Raw genomic sequence first — 22694 nt, 5'->3', positions numbered from 1 at the left:
TTGAGCGTCGAATTGTTGAAGCAACTGGAACGATGATACTAAGCCACGCACGATGATCGCGGAAACGGAATGATCCATCATGCTGCTCATTGAACAGCCCATCTTTGAGGAGCACATCATGAGTCAGATCAAAACGGAACGCGTGGCCATCGTCACGGGCGCATCGCGCGGCATCGGCGCCGAGATCGCGCGGCGGCTCGCGCGCGACGGCTTCGCGGTCGCGGTGAACTACGCGGCGAGCGCGAAGGAAGCGGAGGCGCTCGTCGCCGAATTGCGTGAAGCGGGCAGCGCGGCGATCGCCGTGAAAGCGGATGTCGCCAGCGCGGACGACGTGCGCCGCATGTTCGGCACGGTCGAAGCGGAACTCGGCAAGGTCGATGCGCTCGTCAACAACGCGGGCGTATTGAAGACCGTGCCGCTCGCCGACACGAGCGACGCGCTCTACGATCAGACCTTCGATATCAACGTGCGCGGCACCTTCAATACGCTGCGCGAGGCGGCGGCGCGCATGAACGGCGGCGGGCGCATCGTCAATTTTTCGAGCACGACGCTCGCGCTGAACATGCCCGGCTACGCGATCTACAACGCAACCAAGGCGGCGGTCGAATCGTTTACGCATGTGTTCGCGAAGGAGTTGCGCGGGCGCGGCATCACGGTGAACGCGGTGGCGCCGGGACCGGTGGCGACCTCGCTGTTCCTCGACGGCAAGACCGACGAGCAGATCGCGGCGTTCTCGAAGATGCCGCCGCTCGAACGGCTCGGTCAGCCGGACGATATCGCGGCGGTCGTCGCGTTTCTCGTCGGCCCGGATGCGGGCTGGGTCAACGGGCAGGTGTTGCGCGCGAACGGCGGCATCGCCTGAGGCGCGTTCAGAACATCAGTGCGAACTGATCGGCGACGATCGCGCGGCGCTTCGCGGCGCGTTTCGTCTGCGGCGTGATGGCGGCTGCGCGCGCGGGCGCCTCTTGTACGACGAGATGGAACGCGGGCCGCGCATCGCAGGCGATCCACGCGAGTTGTCCCGACGCGATGCGCTTCGCAAGCAGGCCGTACACGTCGGTATCGAAAGGGCGCAGATCGGGGGCATCGGCGAGCAGCCGCGCGATCTCGTCGCGCGTCGCGCAGGTGCCGACATAGCACCATCGATCGATCACGTGCCACGCTTCGCGCCCCGTGTGTTCGTCGCGCTCGGGGATGGCGATCGGTCCTTCATGTGGCCAGCGCACGAGACGCGCGTGCTCCAGCGCCGCGAGCGCGCGCGCCGCGTGATCCGCGACTGTTTCAACGTTCGCACACGATCCGAGGCAGCGTTTCACCTGATAGCCGAAGCAGCCGCGACTGCGCGACAGCGGCGCCTTTTCCAGCCCGAGCGTCGCGTGACAGAGCGTGTGCTCATCGGCGACATGGCGCATGAACGCATGCGCCTTGGCGCGCGATGCGAACACGCCGAAGAGATGCGCCTCGCGCGACAGATCGCGCGCATTCGCCTTCACGAGCGTCGGCGCGCTCGCGCCGGGCAGCCACTGCCACGCGCAGGCTCCCGACGCGCCTTTCAGCAGGCGGTTGTGCGTCGGCTTCAACTCTTTCACGAGCCTGGCTTCGAGCAGCAGCGCGCCGAGTTCTCCGACCGTCTCGCGGCATTCGATGCGGCGGATGGCCTGCGAGATCGACAAGTCCTTCTGAAGCCTGTGATCGCCCGAAAAATGGGCCGCGACGCGTTGTTTCAGATTGATGCTCTTGCCGACATAGAGCGGCACGTCGTCGTCGCCGTGAAAGAGATAGACGCCGGGCGTCGACGGCAGCGCATCGAGGGCGCCTTCGGGCAACGCCGCGGGCAGACTCGCGCGCCTGACGAGCGTCCTGATCGCGGCATCGACGAGGTCCTGCCGGTACAGCGCGTGAATCTTCTGCCAGAACTGCCAGAGCAGATCGGCGTCGGCGAGCGCGCGATGGCGTCCTTCAGGCGCGAGATTCAGCCGCGCGATGAGCGCATCGAGCCCATGCCGTTCGACCGACGGAAAGAGCGCACGCGACAGCCGCACCGTGCACAGCGTATCGGCGCGAAACGCGATGCCTGCGCGGCGGAAGGCGTTCTTGAGAAAGCCGTAATCGAAACGCGCGTTGTGCGCGACGAAGAGCTTGCCGTGCAGCCGCTCGGCGAGCGCGGGCGCGAGCGATTCGAAGCTCGGCTGGCCGCGCAGCATCGCGTCGTCGATGCCGGTCAGGCGCGAGATGAACGGCGGCACCGGCACGCCCGGATCGACGAGCACACTCCAGCGCTCGATGCCCGCCGTGCTCGCTTCCACGACGCCGATCTCGGTGATGCGGTCTTCGGTGGCGTTCGAACCCGTGGTTTCCAGATCGACGAACACGATCGGGCGCGCGAGTCCTGCGAGGAGGGCGTCGGCGAGCGAATCGGCTTCGTCTTCGAAGGCGTCGGACATGTTCAAACGTAGGACGATGAAGGGAAAGTCTAGCGCGAAACCGCCGTGCACCATGAACGCGCGTTAAAAAAGTGGCACACGTCACGCGTTTTTCGTCCGATACTGCAACGAAACGCGCCGAAAAACGAAGGACGCAATGATGCAGATCTACGATGAAATGCGTCAGGACGACACCGTGCGCAGCCACTACGCGCGGTTCTCCCGCTGGCTCTCGATGCAGAGCCCCGAGACGATCGCGCGCAAGCGGGCCGAGGCGGACGTGCTGTTCCGGCGCGTGGGCATCACCTTCGCGGTGAATGGCGACCTGTCCGGCACCGAGCGGCTCATTCCATTCGACATGATTCCGCGCATCATTCCCGGCGACGAATGGCGCGTGCTCGAAGCCGGCTTGCGGCAGCGCGTGCAGGCGCTCAATCTGTTTCTTCACGACATCTATCACGACGGCGATATCGTGCTCGCCGGACGCCTTCCCGCCGAGCAGGTCTATACGAACGCGCAGTATCGGCCGGAGATGCAGGGCGTGGACGTGCCGCTCGACGTGTACGCGCACATCGCCGGCGTCGACGTAGTGCGCGCGGGCGAAGCGGGCGAATTCTACGTGCTCGAAGACAATCTGCGCGTGCCCTCGGGCGTGTCGTACATGCTGGAAAACCGCAAGATGATGATGCGGCTCTTTCCCGAACTCTTCGTGCAGAACCGCGTCGCGCCGGTCGCGCATTATCCCGACCTGCTGCTGGAGACCTTGCGCTCGATCGCGCCCGAGGGCGTCGACGATCCTGCCGTCGTCGTGCTGACGCCCGGCATGTACAACTCCGCCTATTTCGAGCACACCTTTCTCGCGCAGCAGATGGGCGTGGAACTCGTCGAGGGCAAGGATCTCTTCGTCGACGACAATTACGTTTTCATGCGTACGACGCACGGGCCGCGCCGCGTCGACGTGATCTATCGCCGCGTCGATGATGATTTTCTCGATCCGCTCGCGTTTCGCGCGGATTCGGCGCTCGGCATTCCGGGTCTGCTGACCTCGTATCGCGCGGGGCGCGTGACGCTCGCGAACGCGATGGGCACCGGCATCGCCGACGACAAATCCATCTATCCGTTCGTGCCCGACATGATCGAGTTCTACCTCGGCGAGAAGCCGATCCTCAACAACGTGCCGACGTATCAATGCCGCAAGGCCGACGATCTCGCGTACACGCTCGCGCATCTGGCGGAACTCGTCGTGAAGGAAGTGCATGGCGCGGGCGGTTACGGCATGCTCGTCGGGCCGGCATCGACCCGCGACGAGATTGAAGTGTTTCGCGCCCGGCTCATCGCGCGGCCCGAAGGCTATATCGCGCAGCCGACGCTCGCGCTGTCCGCCTGCCCGACTTTCGTTGAGGCGGGCATCGCGCCGCGTCATATCGACTTGCGGCCGTTCGTGCTTTCGGGCCGCGAAGTGTCGATGTGCGCGGGCGGCCTCACGCGCGTGGCGTTGCGTGAAGGCTCGCTCGTCGTCAACTCGTCGCAGGGCGGCGGGACCAAAGACACGTGGATGGTCGAATGACATGCTGAGCCGCACCGCCGATCACCTGTTCTGGATGGCGCGCTACATGGAGCGCGCGGAGAACACCGCGCGCATGCTCGACATCAATCTCGAAGGCGCGCTGCTGCCGCAAACGCCCGAACAGGCGGCGCGCGCGCAGCGCTCGGTGCTGAAGATCTCCGAACTGGAGGACATGTTCGACGAGCGCTATCCTGGATCGTACGAGCGCGAAGACATGCTGCATTTCATGGCCGCCGACGCGCGCAATCCGTCGAGCATTCTCTCGTGCCTGCAGGCGACCCGCGAGAACGCGCGCGCGGTGCGCGGCACGCTCACGACCGAAGGCTGGGAAACCATCAACTTCACGTGGCTCGAATTCAATCAGCGGCTCGCGAAGCTCGAGCTCGTCATGAGTCCGGACGCGCTCTTCGAATGGGTCAAGTACCGCTCGAACCTGTGCCGCGGCGTGATGCAGGGCACCGCGCTGCGCGACGATGCGTTCTTCTTCATGCAGCTCGGCGCTTATCTCGAACGCGCGGACAACACCGCGCGCATTCTCGATGTGCGATTCGCCGACGCCACGCCGAACTCGCGCGAGGCGGCGCGCCAGCTCGAAGATTTCTACTACTGGACGTCGATACTCAGTTCCGTATCGGCGCTGGAGATCTATCGCAAGGTGTATCGCGATGTCGTGACGCCCGCGCGTGTCGTCGAACTGCTGATCCTCAACGAGCAGATGCCGCGCTCGCTGCTGGCGTCGCTCGATGGCGTCTGCGAGACGCTCGCGAAGCTGCGCACGGATGCGTCGAAGGACTGCGAGCGCTTCGCGGGCAAGCTGCGCGCGGACGTGCTCTACGCCGACATCCGCCAGATTCTGGAGACTGGCGTGCACGCGTGGCTCACGCAGTTTCTGAAGCGGGTCGATGAACTCGGCCTGCGCGTGATGCACACTTTCCTCATGTTGCCGATTGCGTGAATCATGCTGCTGACCATACGCCACGACATCCGTTACCGCTACGCCGCGCCCGTCACGTATTCGATCCAGCAGTTTCGCGTGACCCCTGCGAGCGGCGCCGCGCAGCTCGTGCGGCACTGGCACGTCGAAGCGCCGGGCAAGCTCGACACCGCGCGCGATGCCTACGGCAACGTGCTGCACACGCTGGTGCTGATGAAGCCGCACAGCGAAATGCACGTGAGCATGGCGGGCGAAGTCGAAACCGAAGCGCTTGCCGATGGCCGCCTCTTCGATGAAGCCGGTCCGATTCCGCTCGAACATTTCACCTGCGCGACGCCGCTGACTTCACCGGATGCGGCGGTGCGCGAGCTTGCGCATCGCGTGCCGTCGCTCGATACGTCGGCGTCGCTCGTGGCGCTGGCCGAGCGTATCGCGGCTGGCGTGCAGTATCGCCACGAACCGGCGTATGCCGCGGGCACGGCCGCGCAGGCGCTTGCGAGCGGCTTCGGCGACGCGCGCGATTTCGCCCATCTGATGCTCGCGTGCTGCCGTGTGCGCGGCGTGCCGGCGCGCTGCGTGAGCGGTTATGTCGATGCAGGCCCGAGCGCCGCCCCGACGACGCATGCATGGGTCGATGTCTGGGTCGAGCACGGCTGGGTATCGGTGGATGCGACCCAGGCCGCGTTCGCGGGCGAGCGCCATTGCCGGCTCGCGGTCGCGCGGGATCACGAAGCCGCTGCACCGGTGCGCGGCGCGCGCGTGGGCGGCAAGGAGGAAACGCTCGCGGTGCACATCGATATCGAAGCACGAGCGGACCAATGAGCGAATCAATGAGCGGGTGGATGCGACCCGCAGTCGCGCTCAGTACAATAGCGGTTTGCTTGTTTCAGGACGGATTGACATGACTTATTGCGTGGGCATGTGCGTGGACGAGGGGCTCGTGTTCCTGTCCGACACGCGCACCAACGCCGGCGTGGACCACGTGAGCGCCGCGCGCAAGATGGTTGTTTTCGAACAGCCGGGAGAGCGCGTGATCGTTCTGCTCGCGGCGGGCAACCTCGCCCTGACGCAGGCGGTGACCCATCTGCTCGGGGAGCCGTCCGACCCCGGCGCGCCCACGCTCTACAGCGTGCCGACCATGGCGGAAGCCGCGCGCATCGTCGGCGACGCGGTGCGCGAGGTGCATCGGCGCGACGCGCTGTCGCTCGCGGAATTCAGCGTCGACTTCAATTGCAGCTTCATTCTCGGCGGACAGATCTGCGGCCAGCCGCCGCGCCTGTTCATGATCTACGCGGCGGGCAATTTCATCGAATCGACGCGCGTGTCGCCGTATTTTCAGATCGGCGAATCGAAGTACGGCAAGCCGATCATCGACCGCGTGATCACGCCCGCATCGCCGCTCGACGAAGCCGCCAAATGCGCGCTCATTTCGATGGATTCGACGCTGCGCTCGAATCTCTCGGTCGGTTTGCCGCTCGACCTGCTGGTCTACGAAAAGGACTCGCTGCGCGTGACGCGCTTCGCCACGCTCGACAACAACAGCGCCTACTACCAGATGATCAACAAGACCTGGGGCGAGCGTCTGCGGCAGCTTTTCGGCGAGATTCCGAATCCGTCGTGGACCGAACTCGACAACGTTCCGCTGCGCCCGCGCGAGACGCGCAGCACGGTGCCGCGGCTCGTCATCGGCGATTTGCCATGCGGCTCGGATGCGCCCGCGCAGACGCTCGCGGAGGACACCAGCCCCACGGGTAACGCGCCGCAGCGGTGAGCCGTCAGCGCATGTCGGACGGGCATTGCAGAGGCAGCGCCATGTTCGCCCTGATCGCGCGCATGTTTCGCGGCGAATCGGCAAGCACGGCGGTCACGCCCAGGCAGGCGGCGGCGCGGTAATCGTCGGCGTTCTCGACGCCGATCGCAACGATCGGCGTGTTCCCGCTGGTGCGGAAGCACTTGATCGCTTCGGGCGTCCACAGCTTCGCCGTGACCGCCGAGCGCGCTTCGCCGAGCGTGAACGTTTCGACCAGCTCCATCTTTCTCGCATATTCGAACGCGGTCCATGTTCCGGACGGCGGCGGCGCCTCGCACGTCCTCGCGAGCGCGACGGCGGCGAGCCTTGCGCGCGTGGCATCGCGAGATTCGAAGACGCGCGCCTGCGGATACGCTGCGAAGGCGTTCTGATACGCAGCATCGGTCGAATAGATCAGCACGCGCGGCCACGCGTTTTCCTCGTTCAGCACGCGCGCGACGGCTGCCGCCTGCGGCGCGGCGGGTAGCGCTTTCATGTCGAGCATCACGGGCACGGCGGGCGGAATCGCGCGCAACGCCGCGGCGAGCGTCGGAATCCGCACCGGATGGTCGCGATACGGCTGACGCGCCGCGCCGCTCGCGTCGTGTGGCGCGAAGTTCCATCCCGCATTCAGCCGCTGGAGTGCGGTCAGGTCGAAGTCCGCGACCGCGCCGCGGCCGTCGGTGTTCACCGAAAGATCGGCCGGACGATACAGCACCGGCACGCCATCGCGGGTGAGTTGCACGGTGAGCCAGATCGCATCAGCGCGATTGTGCAGCGCGCCCTCGATGGCGATCAGCGTGTTCTCGGGATAGTCGGCCGCGCCGCCGCGATGCGCGACGATCATCGGCAGGGCGGGTGAATCGACCGTTGCGCACGCGGCGCTCACGATGCACACGGCGAAGACGATGAAGCGATGAAGGATCGGGCGTAGCGGCATCGTGCGAATCTCCTGGATTTCGATATCCGGGCCATTCTGCTGCCGTCGTCCGGACGCGTTGCACGCGCGCGGTTGATTTTGACGCTTTGTTGCGCTTTGCCACGCGACGCGCGCGCATAAAAAAACAGCCACCGGCAAAACCGATGGCTGTTCGAGGGTACTGCGGTCCTGCCGACGCGGCACTCGCGTGCCACGCCAGTCGGTTGTTCTTAGAACTTGTGACGCACGCCCACGATGACCAGTTCCTGGTGGCTGCGGCCGCTTTCGTAGCCATACGAGCCGATCGACGCTTGCGCCGAGCTGGTCGTGCCGTCGCCGTTACGCTGGTCGCCGCTTGCGTGCTGGTAAGCCGCAACAGCGTAGAAGTCCGTGCGCTTCGACAGCGAGTAGTCCGCGCCCAGGCTGACCTGATGGTACGTCGCCGAGGTGTCGCCACCCGCCTTCGTGTACGTGTAGCCCAGACCCGTCAACAGAGCCGGCGTGATCTGGAAGTTCACGAAGCCGTTGCCGATGTTGAAGTGCTGCGAGCCGAAGCGCGATGCGCCGTCAGCCTTGTACTGCGCGTTGCTGTACGAACCGCCGACCGTGAATGCGCCGATCGAGTACTGAACCGCGCCGCGAGCGATACCGATAGCCTGAGCCGTCGAATATGCGCCGTTGACCGGGCTGTTGAACAGCGAGTCCGACGACGGGCTGCCCCAGCCGCTGGCGGTCGTTGCCGGCACGCGGCCTGCGCTCGGGTTGTTCGCGTAGAAGTAGCCGCCTGCAACAGCCAGCGGGCCGTTGTTGTACGTCGCAGCTGCCGACCACGTCTGGCCTTGGCCCGTCGTGCCCGCCAGGTTGCTGAAGCCGTACAGGCCTTCGACCTGGAAGCCGGCGTAGTTCGGCGACACGTATTTGACGGCGTTGCTCACGCGCAGCGAGTTGTCGTAGTTGTCGACGTCGCCCGGCGTTGCGAAGGCTGCGCCCCAGTAGTTGTCACCCGTGATGCCTTGAACCATGTCGACCAGCGGATCGTACTGGCGACCCAGCGTGACCGTGCCCCACTGGTTGCCGGACAGGCCGACGAACGCCTGACGGCCGAATTCGCGGCCGCCCTGGCCGAGACGGCCCGTGCCGACGTCAAAGCCGTTTTCCAACTGGAAGATCGCCTTCAGACCGCCGCCCAGGTCTTCCTGACCCTTCAAGCCCCAGCGGTCGCCGGACAGGTTACCGTTGATCATGCCGACCAGCTTGTCGCCGTTCGCGTTGGCATGGCTCACATAGCCGATACCAGCGTCGATCACGCCATACAGGGTCACGCTGTTTTGAGCCTGTGCCGCGCCTGCTGCGCCGAGCAGCGCCAGCGAGAGGGACGTCAGTGCGAATTTCTTCATCGAATTCTCCACGCGAATGATTAAAATCGTTGTTGCCGGCGCAGAGAATAACGCAACGTTTCGAAACTTAAGAAATGAAAAATATAGACTGTCTCGAAAAACACACACTCGGGTCATCTGCCCGTCCGTAAAGGTTTTCGGGCAGTTTCGAAACGAATTTTGGGAGACTGGGGCAGTTCGGAAAAGTTCCGTGCGCAATCGACTATTTGAATCGGCGGATTTTGGGCTGGTGCGCGATTACCGTCGATTCAAATAACAAAGCGCATTTTCAACGCGGGATTTTTCGGGATTGGCGGACAGCGCGCGCGGAACGCGGATTCAGCGTCGGACGGTCGGATCCTGTTGCCGCGTCATGTCGCGCCGGGTCAGCAGCGCGATCGCCATGCCCGCGCTCGCCGCGACCAGCACCGCGCGCCACGGATGCCGCCGCACCGCCGCATTCGCGTGCGACGCCTTGCGGCCCGCGCCGACCATCGCGAGCGCGGTGACGCGCGTGGCGGTCGATTCGGCACGCGCCAGCTTGCGCGACAACTCCAGCGCCCGCGCCACGGCGGATACTTTCTTGCGCGCCTCCCCGGTCAGATGCTGGGCATGCTGCGCGCGCGCGCCGATTGCGCGTTTCGTAGTCTCGTCGACGGGAGCGGTCGTCGATGCCGCGCCGGCCATCGGCGTGGCGGTGCGCGTCGATGCGGCGAGCAGCGAGCCGATCTTCGCGCGGCTGCCCGGCGGCACGTTGCCGCTGTTCTGCTGGCCCCACGCGCCGCGCGGATCGTGCAGCCGCGCGCGCGCCGCCGAAAACTCCGCGCCGAGCAGCAGCACGGCGGCGGAGAAATAGAGCCACATCAACAGCACCGCGAGCGAGCCCGCCGCGCCGAACGCGCTCGCGGTTCCCGCGTGCGTCAGATAGAGCGCGAACAGCTTCTTGCCCGCCGAGAAAAGCAGCGCGGCGACCAGTCCGCCGACCAGCGCATCGCGCCATTGCACGGGCGCGTCGGGCAGGAACTTCATCAGCGCGCCGAACGCGACGGTGAGAATCGCGAGTCCGGCCGCGAGCTGCACGACATCGCCGACGATCACGAACGGCGAATCCGCCCACAGCCACATGCCGACCGCCTGAATCGCCGTGTCGAGCACGAGCGACACGATCAGCAGAAAAGCGACACCCAGCACCAACCCGAACGAGACGAGCCGCACCCGCACCATCGCCATGACGCTGGAGCGCTGCTCGGCGGTCATCGGCCAGACGATGTTGAGCGCCGTATTGAGCGATGAGAATGTCGCCGACGCGCCGGCTGCCAGCAGCGCAAACGAAATGATCGCGGCGAGGCCCGTGCCGCCGCTGCGATGTGCATTCTCGACGATGCTCTGCACGCCCGCCGCGGCCTGATCGCCGATGAGGCCGTTCACCTGATGAAAGAGTTGCCCGCGCGCGGCTTCCGGCCCGAAGACCCAGCCCGCGACGGCGATCACCATGACGAGCGTCGGTGCGAGCGAGAACGCCGAATAGAACGCGATGCTCGCGGCCATCGCTGCGCAGCGGTTTTCCGAGAACTGCTTGAGCGCGCCGAGCGCCCACGAAGCATCTTTTTTCACGACCGCTTCGATCTTCTGCGTTGAGACGGAACTCATGACGACCTCTTGGATCCTTGAATGAATCGCGAATGTGTGCGGCGATGCTCATCCGTCGAGCACGTTCCATTCCACGACACCCATGTCCTGGCGCGCGACTTGCTGCGACGGCGATGCTTGTGGCGACAAACGGGCGCATCGGTGCAAATACCGGTTCAATCCGTCTGGCAGATGTAATCGATCACCATATACTGTAGACACCCACCTTACGACGTGCCGAGGGCAATCATGCTCCAAATGTCACGGCGACAGTTCCTCAAGGTCTCCGCGAGCACGCTCGCCGGATCGAGCCTGGCGGCATTGGGCTTCTCCCCGGCTCCCGCGCTCGCCGAAGTCCGGCAGTACAAACTGTCGCGCACCACGGAAACGCGTAACACCTGCCCGTACTGCTCGGTCGGGTGCGGCATCCTGATGTACGGCCTCGGCGACAACGCCAAGAACGCCAAGGCAAGCATCATTCATATCGAAGGCGATCCGGATCATCCGGTCAATCGCGGCACGCTCTGCCCGAAAGGCGCCTCGCTCATCGACTTCATTCATAGCCCGAGCCGTCTGACGGTTCCCGAACATCGCGCGCCCGGGTCGAACGAGTGGAAGCAGATATCGTGGCAAGACGCGCTCGACCGCATCGCCGTGCTGATGAAGGAAGACCGCGACGCGAATTTCGTCGAGGCGACGCCGGACGGCAAGAAGGTCAACCGATGGCTGACCACGGGCTTTCTCGCGGCGTCGGCGGGCAGCAACGAAGTCGGCTATCTGACGCACAAGACGGTCCGCAGTCTCGGGATGCTCGCATTCGATAATCAGGCGCGTGTCTGACATGGCCCGACGGTGGCAGGTCTTGCCCCGACGTTTGGCCGTGGAGCGATGACGAACCATTGGGTCGACATCAAGAACACGGATCTGATTCTGGTGATGGGCGGCAACGCGGCCGAGGCGCACCCGTGCGGCTTCAAGTGGGTGACGGAGGCGAAGGCGCATCGCCGCGCGCGGCTGATGGTCGTCGATCCGCGCTTCACGCGCACCGCATCGGTTGCGGATTTCTACGCGCCGATACGCACCGGCACGGACATCGCGTTTCTCGGCGGCGTGATCAACTATCTGCTCACGAACGACAAGATCCAGCATGAGTACGTGAAGAACTACACGGACATGTCGTTCATCGTGCGCGAGGACTACGCGTTCAAGGACGGCGTGTTCTCGGGCTACGACGCGGAGAAGCGCAAGTACGACAAATCGAGCTGGGACTACGAGCGCGGCGAGGACGGTTACGTGAAAACCGACCTCACGCTGAGTCATCCGCGCTGCGTCTACAACCTGCTCAAGCAGCACTACGCCGGCTACACGCCTGAAATGGTGACGAAGGTCTGCGGCACGCCGACCGACAAGTTTCTGAAAGTCTGCGAGATGCTCGCGTCGACCGCCGTGCCGAATCGCGCGGCGACGATTCTCTATGCGCTCGGCTGGACGCATCATTCGGTCGGCGCGCAGATGATCCGCACGGGCGCGATGGTGCAGCTGCTGCTCGGCAATATCGGCATTGCGGGCGGCGGCATGAATGCGCTGCGCGGGCATTCGAATATTCAAGGCCTGACCGACCTCGGCCTGATGTCGAACCTGCTGCCCGGCTACATGACTTTGCCGATGGAAGGCGAGCAGGACTACGAGGAGTACATCAAGAAGCGCGCGGCGCAACCGCTGCGGCCGAATCAACTGAGCTACTGGAAGAACTATCGCGCGTTCTACGTGAGCTTCATGAAGTCGTGGTGGGGCGACAACGCGACGGCCGACAACAACTTCGGCTACGACATGTTGCCCAAGCTCGACAAGTCCTACGACATGCTGCAGGTCTTCGAGCTGATGGCCGCGGGCAAGATGAACGGCTACATCTGCCAGGGCTTCAATCCGCTGGCGGCGGCGCCCAACAAGGCGAAGATCGGGCTCGGGCTGTCGAAGCTGAAGTGGCTCGTCATCATGGACCCGCTCGCGACCGAGACATCGGAGTTCTGGAAGAACCACGGCGAATTCAACGACGTCGATGCATCGAAGATCCAGACCGAAGTCTTCCGCCTGCCGACCACCTGTTTCGCCGAAGAACGCGGCTCGCTCGTGAGTTCGTCGCGCGTGCTGCAATGGCACTGGCAGGGCGCGGCCGCGCCGGGCGAGGCGAAGAGCGATCTCGAGATCATGTCGGGCTTGTGGCTGCGCATGCGAAAGGCTTATCAGGAAAAGGGCGGCAAGTATCCCGATCCGATCCTGAAGATGACGTGGCCCTACGCGGACCCGGAAAGCCCGACGCCCGAAGAGATCGCGATGGAGTTCAACGGCCGCGCGCTCGCCGATGTCACCGATCCCGCCGATCAGACCAAAGTGCTCGCGAAACGCGGCGAGCAACTGGCGAGCTTCGCGCAGTTGCGCGACGACGGCTCGACCGCGAGCGGCTGCTGGATTTTCTGCGGCTCGTGGACGCAGGCGGGCAACCAGATGGGCCGGCGCGACAACTCGGACCCGACCGGCATCGGCCAGACGCTCGGCTGGGCGTGGGCGTGGCCGGCGAACCGGCGCGTGCTGTACAACCGCGCATCGTGCGATGTGAACGGCAAGCCGTTCGATCCGTCGAGAAAGCTGGTCGCGTGGAACGGGCGCGCCTGGACGGGTCCGGACGTCCCCGACTTCAAGGCCGACGAGCCGCCGGAAAAAGGCATGAGCCCGTTCATCATGAACCCGGAGGGCGTCGCGCGTTTCTTCGCGCGCGACGGCATGAACGAAGGGCCGTTCCCCACGCACTATGAACCGTTCGAAACGCCGCTCGGCTACAACCCGTTCTTCCGGGACAACAAGGCCGCGACGAGCAATCCCGCCGCGCGCGTGTTCCCGGACGATCGCGCCGCGTTCGGCACCGCCGACAAGTTCCCCGACACGGCGACCACCTATCGCCTCACCGAGCACTTCCACTACTGGACCAAGCACGCGCGCCTGAACGCGATCATCCAGCCGCAGCAGTTCGTGGAGATCAGCGAGGAGCATGCGAAGGAAGTGGGCGTCGTCGCGGGCGATCGCGTGAAGGTGTCGAGCAATCGCGGGCATATCGTCGCGGTGGCGCTCGTCACCAAGCGCATCAAGCCGCTGACCATCGAGGGCAAGAAGGTGCACACCGTCGGCCTGCCGCTGCACTGGGGCTTCAAGGGCCTCGCGCAGCCGGGCTATCTCGTCAACACACTCACGCCTTCCGTGGGCGACGGCAACTCGCAGACACCCGAGTTCAAGTCGTTCCTCGTGAAGGTCGAGAAGGCCTAAGGGGGACGAGATGGCTCTGCAATCGCTCGATATCAAGCGTGTCTCGGCGACGACCACGCCGCCGACGCAGGTGCGCGAGCCGGCCACGGGCGCGGTGGCGAAGCTCATTGACGTGTCGAAGTGTATCGGCTGCAAGGCGTGTCAGACGGCCTGCATGGAATGGAACGACTTGCGCGACGAGGTCGGTCACACGACCGGCGTCTACGACAATCCGCGCGACCTCACGGAGCATTCGTGGACGGTGATGCGCTTCACCGAATACGAGAATCCGAAGGGCGACCTCGAATGGCTGATTCGCAAGGACGGCTGCATGCATTGCGAGGATCCGGGCTGTCTGAAGGCGTGTCCGTCGCCGGGTGCGATCGTGCAGTACACGAACGGCATCGTGGATTTTCACGAGGAGAACTGCATCGGCTGCGGCTATTGCATCACCGGTTGTCCGTTCAACATTCCGCGGATTTCGAAGGAAGATCATCGCGCCTATAAATGCACGCTGTGCTCGGACCGCGTCGCGGTCGGGCAGGAGCCGGCGTGCGTGAAGACCTGCCCGACCGGCGCGATCATGTTCGGCACCAAAGTGGACATGCAGGCGCAGGCCGCCGAGCGCGTCGAGGACCTGAAGGAGCGCGGCTTCGCGAATGCGGGTCTGTACGATCCGGCGGGCGTGGGCGGCACGCATGTGATGTACGTGCTGCATCATGCGGATCAGCCCGAGCTGTATCACGGACTCGCGAAAGACCCGCATATCAGCCCGCTCGTGTCGATCTGGAAGGGCGTGACCAAGCCGCTCGCGATGGCGGGCATCGCGATAGCGGCGCTCGCGGGCTTTTTCCATTACACGCGCATCGGCCCGAACGAAGTCAGCGACGAAGACGAACTGGAGGCGCATCGCGAAGCGGAAGAGGTGCGCCGTCGCCGGGAAGGCGGACAGGAGCGTGAAGATGAAACACGATAGCGAACTGCGTGACGTGAAGGGCCACCGTCTGATCGTGCGCTACACGCCGAACGAGCGGACCAATCACTGGATCACGGCGATTACCTTCGTGCTGCTCGCGTTGTCCGGGCTCGCGATGTTCCATCCGTCGATGTCATGGCTTTATGCGATCTTCGGCGGCGGGCAGTGGACGCGCATTCTTCATCCGTTCGTCGGATGCGTGATGTTCCTTTCGTTCCTGATCCTCGCGCTGCGTTTCTGGCATCACAACTATCTGGACCGTAACGATGTCCAGTGGATGAAGCAGATGAACGACGTGCTCACCAATCGCGAAGACCGCCTGCCGGAAATCGGCAAGTACAACGCGGGGCAGAAGCTGCTGTTCTTCGTGATGGTGGCGAGTCTCGTCTTGCTGCTCATCAGCGGGATCGTGATCTGGCGTGCCTACTTCGCGTTCTATTTCCCGGTCACGGTCATTCGCATCGCGTCGGTCGTGCATGCGGCGACGGCGTTCGTGCTGATCGTGTCGATCATCGTGCATATCTACGCCGCGCTCTGGGTCAAGGGTTCGATCGGCGCGATGACGCGCGGCACGGTCACGTATGGATGGGCGAGGAAGCATCATCCAAGGTGGTTCAGGGAAACGATCGGGAAGTAGGCGGACTCAGTCGAGGATGGCCTGCAGCCGGGCGAGCGCGTCTTCGGTTGCCGCGACCGACGCACGCGCAACCTTGCGCGCGCCCCGCGCTTCGAGATCGAGCGTGCGGATCATGTTCACCAGCGCGACGCCTTGTGTTTCAATGCCGTCGCCGGCAAGCGGGACCGCGAAACCGGCGAAGCGCGCGAAGTTCCCGCCTTGGGTGATCGGCGCGACGAGCGCGACGCCCATGGCGTTGAACACGCCCGACGAGAGCACGAGAGCGGGCCGGAACTCGCCTTGCTGTTCATGGCCGACGGTCGGGTTCAGGTTCACGCGCACGATGTCGCCGCGTTCGAATTTGGCTCGCCTTACCATGCTTCACCTCCCACCGGCTTGAGGTTGTTCCAGGCGACCAGGTCTTCGGGCATCGGCGCGGTGAAGTCGCATTGAGCGACCAGATCGGCGAGGGCATAGCTGGGTCGCGCCGGGGTGAGCATGATGCCGTCCGGACGAACCTCGACGCTCAACTGGTCGCCGAGTTCCAGTTTCGCCTGATCCAGCAATGCGGCGGGCAAGCGCACGGCGGCACTGTTGCCCCACTTTTGTATCGAGAGTTTCATAAGCGAGAAGATGTCCCAGAAATGTAGATCCATTGTAGATACCATTTTATCTTCCAGTCAAGTCGATGTGTACACGTTGTAGATACGCAGGTGCAAGCGCCATGCGACTTGACTTTATGCTGATATGCTAGGCAGGCGCAGTCGGCCAGTGGGCATAGGAACGGTGCATGCCCGTTCCGCAACGCTTCCCGAGGAAACCTTCCGTGGTCCAACGCATCGTCGAAGCCGCGAGAATCCAGTCGCTCGATCCATCGGCCATTCCGCGCTTGCGCATGCCCGAACGCGCGACGCTGTTCGCAGCGCGCGCCGCGCGTCTCTTGCAACTCGCGGACGCGAGCAATCCCATTGCCGGTTATCTGCGCCTGATGGCCACGCTGGCCGATGCCCAGCAGCGCGTCCTGGCGAACATCGACTCTCCGATGCCCCCGCGCGCATCGATCGAACTGAACCAGCGCCATTCGATGCCGATCGTGCCTGCGCTCACGGATGAGCGCGATCCCGCGTGGCGCGACGTGCTCTTCATGTTGCTCGACGGCATCGAAGCCGCGGGCGCGCTGACGCCGCCGCTCGCGCAACTCGTATCCCGCCTGCGCGCGCTCGATGCCGCCGCGCTCGACAGCCAGGCCGATGCGATCCTCGCGCTGCGTTTCGCGGAGATCGACCCGGCTGCCGCGCCGTTCATCGCGGCCGCGCTGCAGGTCGTGTGGACCGATCTCGCGAGCCGCATCGACATGAACGACGTGCCGTGGCTCGATGCGCCCGGCGTGTGCCCGGTATGCGGCTGGGTGCCGGTGGCGAGCGTCGTGCGCGTCGGCGGGGCGCATGACGGCTATCGTTACGTGCAATGCGGACTGTGCGCGACCGAATGGCATGTCGTGCGCGCGAAATGCTCGAACTGCGATTCGACCAAGGGCATCGCCTATCACGCGATGGGCACCGGCGACGAACCCGAAGAAGCGAGAGCCGCGAAGGCGAAAGGCGCGCCGCTCAAGGCCGAGTCGTGTGACGAATGCGGCACGTATCGCAAGATCGGCTATCAGGACAAGGCGTACGACTTCGAGCCCTACGCCGACGATCTCGCGAGCCTCACGCTCGATCTGCTGATGGGCGAAGCGGGCTACCGGCGCGCGGCGCCTCATCCGTGGCTGTGGCCCGAGCAGTCGCAAGACGACCAATGAGCGATTCATGAGCGACGTGACAGGAAGCGACGGCGGCGAACTGCGTGCATTGATGGCCCGGGTGCCGTCGGTCGAACGCGTGCTGGCATCGGCGGAGTTCGAGCCGGTCATCGGCGGATACGGGCGCACGCAGACACTGGCTGTGTTGCGGCAGACGCTCGATACCTGGCGCGGCGACGCGCAGGTGGGCCGCGCATCCGTCGATGCCCTGAGCGATGCGCAACTCGCGCGCGCGGTCGGCGCGCGGCTTGCGAAGCGCGCGCAAAGCAACATACGCAGCGTCTTCAATCTCACGGGCACCGTGCTGCACACGAATCTCGGCCGCGCGCTCTTGCCCGACGAAGCCGTGCGGGCCGTGGCCGACATTCTGACGCGCCCCGCGAATCTCGAATTCGATCTCGATACCGGCGCACGCGGCGATCGCGACGACCTCATCAATGGCCTGATCTGCGAGCTGACGGGTGCGGAAGCCGCCACCGTCGTGAACAACAACGCGGCGGCCGTGCTGCTCACGCTGTCCGCGCTCGCGGCGCGCCGCGAAGTGATCGTGTCGCGCGGCGAGCTGGTCGAAATCGGCGGCGCGTTTCGCATTCCCGACATCATGAGCCGCGCGGGCGCGAAGCTGCGCGAAGTCGGCACGACGAATCGCACGCACCTGAAAGACTACGACGAAGCGATCAACGCGAAGACCGCGCTGCTGATGAAAGTTCATTGCAGCAATTACGCGGTGAGCGGCTTCACGAAGGAAGTGACGCTCGCGGAACTCGCGCCGCTCGCAAAAGCGCGCGGCCTTGCGCTGGCGATGGACCTCGGCAGCGGCACGCTCGTCGATCTCGCGCAATGGGGTTTGCCGCGCGAGGCGACGGTGCGCGAGACCATCGCGGCGGGCGCCGATCTCGTCACCTTCAGCGGCGACAAGCTGCTGGGCGGACCGCAGGCCGGGCTGATCGTCGGGCGCCGCGAACTCATCGCGAAGATCAAGAAGCATCCGTTGAAGCGCGCGCTGCGCGTCGGCAAGCTGACGCTCGCGGCGCTCGAAGCGGTGCTGCGTCTCTATCGCGCGCCCGAGACGCTGGCCGAACGCCTCACGACTTTGCGGCTGCTGACGCGTCCCGCCGACGCGATGCGCCTCGCCGCCGAGCGCGTCGAGCCTGCGTTGCAACGCATGGTCGGCGCTGCGTTCCTCGTCAGCGCCGAGCCGATGTTCAGTCAGATCGGCAGCGGCGCGTTGCCCGTCGACGTGCTGCCGAGCTACGGTCTCGCGGTGCGCCTCGCGAGCGGCAAGCGCCCGGGCGGCCAGCTGAACCGCATCGAGAAGCGCTTGCGCGAGTTGCCGTGTCCGGTGCTCGGGCGCATCGCGGACGGCGCATTGCGGCTCGATCTGCGCTGCCTCGAAGAAGCCGACGAAGCCACGTTCGTCGCGCAACTGGAAGCACGCGAATGATCGTCGGCACGGCGGGGCACATCGATCACGGCAAGACCACGCTCGTGCGCGCGCTGTCGGGCGTGGACACCGATCGCCTGAAGGAAGAAAAGGCGCGCGGCATATCGATCGAACTCGGTTACGCGTATGTGCCGTTGAACGACGGCGGCGTGCTCGGTTTCATCGACGTGCCCGGTCACGAGAAGCTCGTGCACACGATGGCGGCGGGCGCGTGCGGCATCGATTTCGCCTTGCTCGTGATCGCCGCCGACGATGGCGTGATGCCGCAGACGCGCGAACATCTTGCGATACTCGAACTGCTCGGCGTGACGCATGGCGCGGTCGCGGTGACGAAGTGCGATCGCGTGGATGCCGCGCGCGTGCGGGACGTGCACGCGCAAATCGAAACGCTGCTCGCGGACGGCCCATTGCGCGACGCGCCCCTGTTCGACACCGACGCCACGAAAGACGGCGACGCGGGCGTCGCCGCGCTGAATGCATATCTCCACGCCGCCGCCGCGCACTGGCGCACGCGCCGCGACGACGGCTTCTTCCGGCTCGCGGTCGACCGTGTCTTCACGCTGGCGGGACAAGGCACGATCGCGACGGGCACGGTGTTCGCGGGCCGCGTGAATAGCGGCGACGTGCTTGCGCTCGCGCCGCGCGAAACGGGGGGCGAGCCCGTGCGCGTGCGCAGCATCCACGCGCAAAATCGCGCGACGCGGACGGGCCGCGCGGGCGAGCGCTGCGCGCTCAATCTCGCGGGCATCGACAAACATGCGCTTGCGCGCGGCGACTGGATCGTCGATGCGCGGCTCGCGCACGCGTCCCCGCGACTGGATGTCGAACTGACGCTGCTCGAAGACGCGCAGCTCACGCTCGCACACTGGGCGCCGCTGCATGTGCATCTCGGCACGACGCATCGCGTGGCGCATGTCGCGCTGCTCGAAGCGGATACGCTTGCCGCCGGTCACACGGCGCGCGTGCAACTCGTCTTCGACGACCCCGTGTGCGCGCTGCCCGGCGATCGCTTCATCGTGCGCAATGCGCAGGCGAGCCGGACCGTCGGCGGCGGGCGCGTGCTCGATCCGTTCGCGCCCGCGCGCAAGCGCCGCACGCCGCAGCGCGGCGCGTGGCTCGATGCGCTCGTCGAGATGCTGGACACGGGCCGCGTCGATGCGCTCTTCGCGCAGGCGCCTTACGGCCTGCAACGCTCGCTGATCGAACATCTGTGCGGACGATCGATGTCGCCGGAAGGCCTGCGCGCGATATCCACGCACGACGACGCGCTTTACATTGCATCGCGTCATTGGGACGCCATGAGAACGCGCCTCGTCGATGCGCTCGAAACCTTCCACGCCCGCTATCCCGATGAACCGGGCGCCGACGCCGCGCGCCTGCGCCGCATGGCCGCGCCGCTCGCGCCGGATGCGTTGTGGCGCGCGCTCGTCGATGACGCGGCGGCGGGCGGATCGATCGCGAGGAGCGGGGCGTGGCTGCATCTGCCGTCGCATACGGTTGCGCTCGACGAGAAGGAAGAAGCGCTCTCGCGCGCGGTGCTCGCCTCGCTCGAACAGGGCCGCTTCGATCCGCCGTGGGTGCGCGATCTCGCGAACGCGCACGGCGTTGGCGAGGACGAGATGCGCAGGCTCCTGAAAAAGCTCTCGCGGCGTGGCGACGTGTATCAGGTCGTGCGCGATCTGTTCTACTGCCGCGCGTCGATCGGCGCGCTCGCGCAACTCGTGGCGCAGGCGGCAGAAGCGCAGGGCGGCGCGCTCGGCGCGGCCGCCTTCCGCGATGCCAGCGCGCTCGGCCGCAAGCGCGCGATACAGATTTTGGAGTTCTTCGACCGCGTTGGGTACACTCGATTCCACCGCGACCTGCACCTGTTGCGCGCCGATAGCCGCTGGCACGAGTCGGTCTGACGGTCGCGCGCCCTGTCGATCACGATGGAGCATGCCTACTTCAAGCTGCTGCACCTTTTGTCGGGCCACCCCGAGTGGGCGCTCGCTGTGGTGCTGCTCGCGTCGTTTCTCGAATCGGTTGCGTTCATCGGCACCTTCGTGCCGGGCAGCACCGCGATGTTCATCGCGGGCGCGCTGGTCGGCGCGGGCGCGCTGAATCTCGGCTGGGTATTCGTCTGCGCTATCGCGGGCGCCATCGCGGGCGACGCCGCGAGCTTCTGGTTCGGCCAGCGCTATGCGGACAGGATCGCGCAGATGTGGCCGTTTCGCGCGCATCCCGGCGCGCTCGTCGCCGGCAAGAAATATTTCGACGCGCACGGCGCGAAAAGCGTCGTGCTCGCGCGCTTCGTCGCGCCGATGCGCGCGGTCGTTCCGGTCGTCGCGGGCGTGGCCGGCATGACGCCCGCGCGCTTTCTCGCCGTGAACATCCTGAGCGCGCTCATCTGGGCGCCGACGCATATCCTGCCGGGCGTCGTGTTCGGCGCGTCGATCGAACTGGCGGGCGCGGTGTCGATCCGGCTCGTGGTGATTCTGATCATCGTCGCCGCGCTCGGCTGGATCGTGTTCAATCTCGCGCGGGTGCTCATCTCGCACGCGATGCGCTGGACCAACGCATCGCGCGAAATCATGCTCGCCTGGGGGCAACGGGGGCGCGGTCTGCCGGCGAGGCTCGTGGCGCGCGCGCTCGATCCCGGCAATCCGGCGACCGGTCTCATCGTGATCATCTCGGCGCTGCTGCTCGCCTCGGCGATCCTGTTTTTCTCGGTGCTCGCGAATGTCGCGCGCGGTGCGTCGATCGTGCAGGTGGATGTGTCGATCTATCGGCTGCTGCAATCGTTTCGCTCGACCTGGACCGATTCGATCCTCGATGCCGCCGCCACGCTCGGCAGCACCCAGACGCTGCTCGCGCTCGGCGCGCTGGTCATCGTGTGGATGAGTGTCGAGCGGCGCTGGCGCACGGTCGCGTACTGGATCGTGGCGATCGTGTTCTCGCAGTTGCTCGTCGTGGCGATCCGCTTCACCGCGCACGAGCCGGTCCTCGTTTCCTTCGCGCCGACGGAACACCTCTTTCCGAGCAGTCATGTGGCGGCCACCGTCGTGATCTACGGATTCCTTGCGTTTCTGCTGCTGCGGCGCGTGGGAATGCTGACGGGCGTGTTCATCGCGACGGCGACCTCGGCGATCGTGACGGCGGTCGGGCTCGCGGGCCTCTATTTCGGCCGCTTCACGATCTCCGATGCGCTCGGCAGCGCCGCGCTCGCCGCCGCATGGGTCTTCCTGATCGCGCTCACGGCCGTATGGCGCAACCCGGCCAAGCCGAAGCCGCGCCCCTTGATGCCGGTTGCGGTGCTGGCCGTGATCTGCGCGAGCGTCGCGCTGCAACTGAGCGACGAAACGGAGGCGCACAGCGCGGCGCCTTCGACCGTCGTCATCTCGCCGATTCAATGGACCGATACCGTGTGGCGCACGTTTTCATGCTATCGGTCGAGCATGGATGGCGACCGCCGCGAGCCGATCACCGTGCAATGGGCCGCGACGCCCGCGCAGATTCGCGCGCAACTGATGTCGCGCGGCTGGACCGAGGTGTCGCACGTGAGCCTGCAAAGCGTGATGTCGGTGGTGTCGCCGAATGCGCCCGCGATCGCGCTGCCCGCGCTGCCGCGCCTGAACAATGGCGAGCCGTCGCAGCTCGTGTTCACGCGTTCATTGCATGGCAGCGACGAGCGCGACGTGCTGCGCTTCTGGCCGACGCATTACGCCGTGAGCGAGCACGCGGACACGCCTCCCGCGCCGATCTGGCTCGGCTCGGTCGTGCACGAACGCCTGCGGCGCCCGTCGTGGCCGTTCAACACGCTGCGGCCGGACCGGCGCATCGATCCGATGGCTTTCGACCCGGCGCCGTGGCGCGGCATCCAAATTGCGAGGAGCACGGGATGTGGGAGCGTGCCGGTGATGCTGGTCGAGTCGAGGTCCGAATGA

18 protein-coding genes are annotated in these 22694 nt (G+C 65.5%); 12 read left to right on the top strand and 6 right to left on the bottom strand.

Translation table 11 applies throughout. From position 1 onward, the window contains the following. The first annotated feature begins 118 nt into the window (after window positions 1-118). Window positions 119-862: an SDR family oxidoreductase gene (locus tag NK8_RS20170; RefSeq protein ID WP_213229237.1), complete on the top strand. Its 744-nt coding sequence runs from the start codon at window positions 119-121 to the stop codon at window positions 860-862. Between the two features lie 7 nt (window positions 863-869). On the opposite strand, the gene NK8_RS20165 is transcribed toward NK8_RS20170, so the two are convergent. Continuing rightward, complete coding sequence (locus NK8_RS20165; RefSeq protein WP_225936291.1) at window positions 870-2444, bottom strand: 3'-5' exonuclease family protein; 1575 nt, start codon at window positions 2442-2444, stop codon at window positions 870-872. Between the two features lie 139 nt (window positions 2445-2583). On the opposite strand from NK8_RS20165, the gene NK8_RS20160 reads away from it, so the two are divergent. From NK8_RS20160 to NK8_RS20145, 4 genes are all read left to right on the top strand, one after another. Continuing rightward, window positions 2584-3990, top strand: coding sequence for a circularly permuted type 2 ATP-grasp protein (locus tag NK8_RS20160; protein ID WP_213230460.1), 1407 nt, complete (start codon window positions 2584-2586; stop codon window positions 3988-3990). A 1-nt stretch (window position 3991) separates the two neighbouring features. Further along, on the top strand, window positions 3992-4945 hold the full coding sequence (locus tag NK8_RS20155) for an alpha-E domain-containing protein (RefSeq protein WP_162067793.1): 954 nt from the start codon (window positions 3992-3994) through the stop codon (window positions 4943-4945). A gap of 3 nt (window positions 4946-4948) precedes the next feature. Next, window positions 4949-5746: a transglutaminase family protein gene (locus NK8_RS20150; RefSeq protein WP_213229233.1), complete on the top strand. Its 798-nt coding sequence runs from the start codon at window positions 4949-4951 to the stop codon at window positions 5744-5746. A 79-nt stretch (window positions 5747-5825) separates the two neighbouring features. After that, a complete protein-coding gene (locus NK8_RS20145; RefSeq protein WP_162067791.1) occupies window positions 5826-6695 on the top strand; it encodes a proteasome-type protease in 870 nt (289 codons plus the stop codon). A 4-nt stretch (window positions 6696-6699) separates the two neighbouring features. Here NK8_RS20145 and NK8_RS20140 read toward each other — a convergent pair whose 3' ends face one another. The 3 genes from NK8_RS20140 to NK8_RS20130 all read right to left on the bottom strand — a co-directional run bounded on the left by NK8_RS20140 (window position 6700) and on the right by NK8_RS20130 (window position 10658). Then, the gene (locus NK8_RS20140; protein ID WP_213229231.1) at window positions 6700-7653 is read right to left on the bottom strand and encodes a glycerophosphodiester phosphodiesterase family protein; all 954 of its coding nucleotides are present in this window, start codon (window positions 7651-7653) and stop codon (window positions 6700-6702) included. Window positions 7654-7862: 209 nt separating this feature from the next. Next, window positions 7863-9029 (bottom strand): porin, encoded by a 1167-nt coding sequence (locus NK8_RS20135; RefSeq protein ID WP_162067789.1) that lies wholly within the window; start codon window positions 9027-9029, stop codon window positions 7863-7865. A gap of 318 nt (window positions 9030-9347) precedes the next feature. After that, window positions 9348-10658, bottom strand: a complete 1311-nt coding sequence (locus tag NK8_RS20130; protein WP_213229229.1) for a YihY/virulence factor BrkB family protein — start codon at window positions 10656-10658, stop codon at window positions 9348-9350. A 228-nt stretch (window positions 10659-10886) separates the two neighbouring features. Here NK8_RS20130 and fdnG point away from each other — a divergent pair, with 228 nt between their 5' ends. Genes fdnG through NK8_RS20115 form a run of 3 tightly spaced genes read left to right on the top strand, consistent with a single transcriptional unit; the run spans window position 10887 to window position 15547 of the window. Continuing rightward, window positions 10887-13955 carry a formate dehydrogenase-N subunit alpha gene (fdnG, locus tag NK8_RS20125; protein WP_213229227.1) on the top strand — a complete coding sequence of 1023 codons (3069 nt, stop codon included), beginning with the start codon at window positions 10887-10889 and terminating at the stop codon, window positions 13953-13955. Between the two features lie 10 nt (window positions 13956-13965). After that, window positions 13966-14910 carry a formate dehydrogenase subunit beta gene (fdxH, locus tag NK8_RS20120; RefSeq protein WP_162067786.1) on the top strand — a complete coding sequence of 315 codons (945 nt, stop codon included), beginning with the start codon at window positions 13966-13968 and terminating at the stop codon, window positions 14908-14910. Beyond that, on the top strand, window positions 14897-15547 hold the full coding sequence (locus NK8_RS20115; RefSeq protein WP_213229225.1) for a formate dehydrogenase subunit gamma: 651 nt from the start codon (window positions 14897-14899) through the stop codon (window positions 15545-15547). The genes fdxH and NK8_RS20115 overlap by 14 nt, the downstream gene beginning before the upstream one ends. 6 nt (window positions 15548-15553) lie before the next feature. Here the strand turns inward: NK8_RS20115 and NK8_RS20110 are convergent, their stop codons facing one another. Both NK8_RS20110 and NK8_RS20105 read right to left on the bottom strand, forming a co-directional pair. Beyond that, the gene (locus NK8_RS20110) at window positions 15554-15904 is read right to left on the bottom strand and encodes a type II toxin-antitoxin system ChpB family toxin (protein ID WP_213229223.1); all 351 of its coding nucleotides are present in this window, start codon (window positions 15902-15904) and stop codon (window positions 15554-15556) included. Further along, window positions 15898-16149 carry an AbrB/MazE/SpoVT family DNA-binding domain-containing protein gene (locus tag NK8_RS20105; RefSeq protein WP_213230458.1) on the bottom strand — a complete coding sequence of 84 codons (252 nt, stop codon included), beginning with the start codon at window positions 16147-16149 and terminating at the stop codon, window positions 15898-15900. The genes NK8_RS20110 and NK8_RS20105 overlap by 7 nt, the downstream gene beginning before the upstream one ends. A 203-nt stretch (window positions 16150-16352) precedes the next feature. Here NK8_RS20105 and fdhE point away from each other — a divergent pair, with 203 nt between their 5' ends. From fdhE to NK8_RS20085, 4 genes are read left to right on the top strand one after another with little or no spacing between them, the layout of a single operon-like run. Continuing rightward, window positions 16353-17327 carry a formate dehydrogenase accessory protein FdhE gene (fdhE, locus tag NK8_RS20100; RefSeq protein WP_213229220.1) on the top strand — a complete coding sequence of 325 codons (975 nt, stop codon included), beginning with the start codon at window positions 16353-16355 and terminating at the stop codon, window positions 17325-17327. 7 nt (window positions 17328-17334) lie between these two features. After that, window positions 17335-18771 carry an L-seryl-tRNA(Sec) selenium transferase gene (gene selA, locus NK8_RS20095; protein WP_213229218.1) on the top strand — a complete coding sequence of 479 codons (1437 nt, stop codon included), beginning with the start codon at window positions 17335-17337 and terminating at the stop codon, window positions 18769-18771. Then, a complete protein-coding gene (gene selB / locus NK8_RS20090) occupies window positions 18768-20675 on the top strand; it encodes a selenocysteine-specific translation elongation factor (protein ID WP_213229216.1) in 1908 nt (635 codons plus the stop codon). Before selA ends, selB begins: the two co-directional genes overlap by 4 nt. A gap of 24 nt (window positions 20676-20699) precedes the next feature. Then, complete coding sequence (locus NK8_RS20085) at window positions 20700-22694, top strand: VTT domain-containing protein (RefSeq protein ID WP_213229215.1); 1995 nt, start codon at window positions 20700-20702, stop codon at window positions 22692-22694.

The sequence above is a fragment of the Caballeronia sp. NK8 genome, from assembly GCF_018408855.1.
Taxonomy (GTDB): Bacteria; Pseudomonadota; Gammaproteobacteria; order Burkholderiales; family Burkholderiaceae; genus Caballeronia.
This window is presented reverse-complemented; position numbering and strand designations above follow the sequence as displayed.

Coding starts and splice junctions, on each gene's coding strand:
- NK8_RS20170 (WP_213229237.1), top strand. CDS start 119: ATGAGTCAGATCAAAACGGAACGCGTGGCCATCGTCACGGGCGCATCG.
- NK8_RS20165 (WP_225936291.1), bottom strand. CDS start 2,444: ATGTCCGACGCCTTCGAAGACGAAGCCGATTCGCTCGCCGACGCCCTC.
- NK8_RS20160 (WP_213230460.1), top strand. CDS start 2,584: ATGCAGATCTACGATGAAATGCGTCAGGACGACACCGTGCGCAGCCAC.
- NK8_RS20155 (WP_162067793.1), top strand. CDS start 3,992: ATGCTGAGCCGCACCGCCGATCACCTGTTCTGGATGGCGCGCTACATG.
- NK8_RS20150 (WP_213229233.1), top strand. CDS start 4,949: ATGCTGCTGACCATACGCCACGACATCCGTTACCGCTACGCCGCGCCC.
- NK8_RS20145 (WP_162067791.1), top strand. CDS start 5,826: ATGACTTATTGCGTGGGCATGTGCGTGGACGAGGGGCTCGTGTTCCTG.
- NK8_RS20140 (WP_213229231.1), bottom strand. CDS start 7,653: ATGCCGCTACGCCCGATCCTTCATCGCTTCATCGTCTTCGCCGTGTGC.
- NK8_RS20135 (WP_162067789.1), bottom strand. CDS start 9,029: ATGAAGAAATTCGCACTGACGTCCCTCTCGCTGGCGCTGCTCGGCGCA.
- NK8_RS20130 (WP_213229229.1), bottom strand. CDS start 10,658: ATGAGTTCCGTCTCAACGCAGAAGATCGAAGCGGTCGTGAAAAAAGAT.
- fdxH (WP_162067786.1), top strand. CDS start 13,966: ATGGCTCTGCAATCGCTCGATATCAAGCGTGTCTCGGCGACGACCACG.
- NK8_RS20115 (WP_213229225.1), top strand. CDS start 14,897: ATGAAACACGATAGCGAACTGCGTGACGTGAAGGGCCACCGTCTGATC.
- NK8_RS20110 (WP_213229223.1), bottom strand. CDS start 15,904: ATGGTAAGGCGAGCCAAATTCGAACGCGGCGACATCGTGCGCGTGAAC.
- NK8_RS20105 (WP_213230458.1), bottom strand. CDS start 16,149: ATGAAACTCTCGATACAAAAGTGGGGCAACAGTGCCGCCGTGCGCTTG.
- selA (WP_213229218.1), top strand. CDS start 17,335: ATGAGCGACGTGACAGGAAGCGACGGCGGCGAACTGCGTGCATTGATG.
- selB (WP_213229216.1), top strand. CDS start 18,768: ATGATCGTCGGCACGGCGGGGCACATCGATCACGGCAAGACCACGCTC.
- NK8_RS20085 (WP_213229215.1), top strand. CDS start 20,700: ATGGAGCATGCCTACTTCAAGCTGCTGCACCTTTTGTCGGGCCACCCC.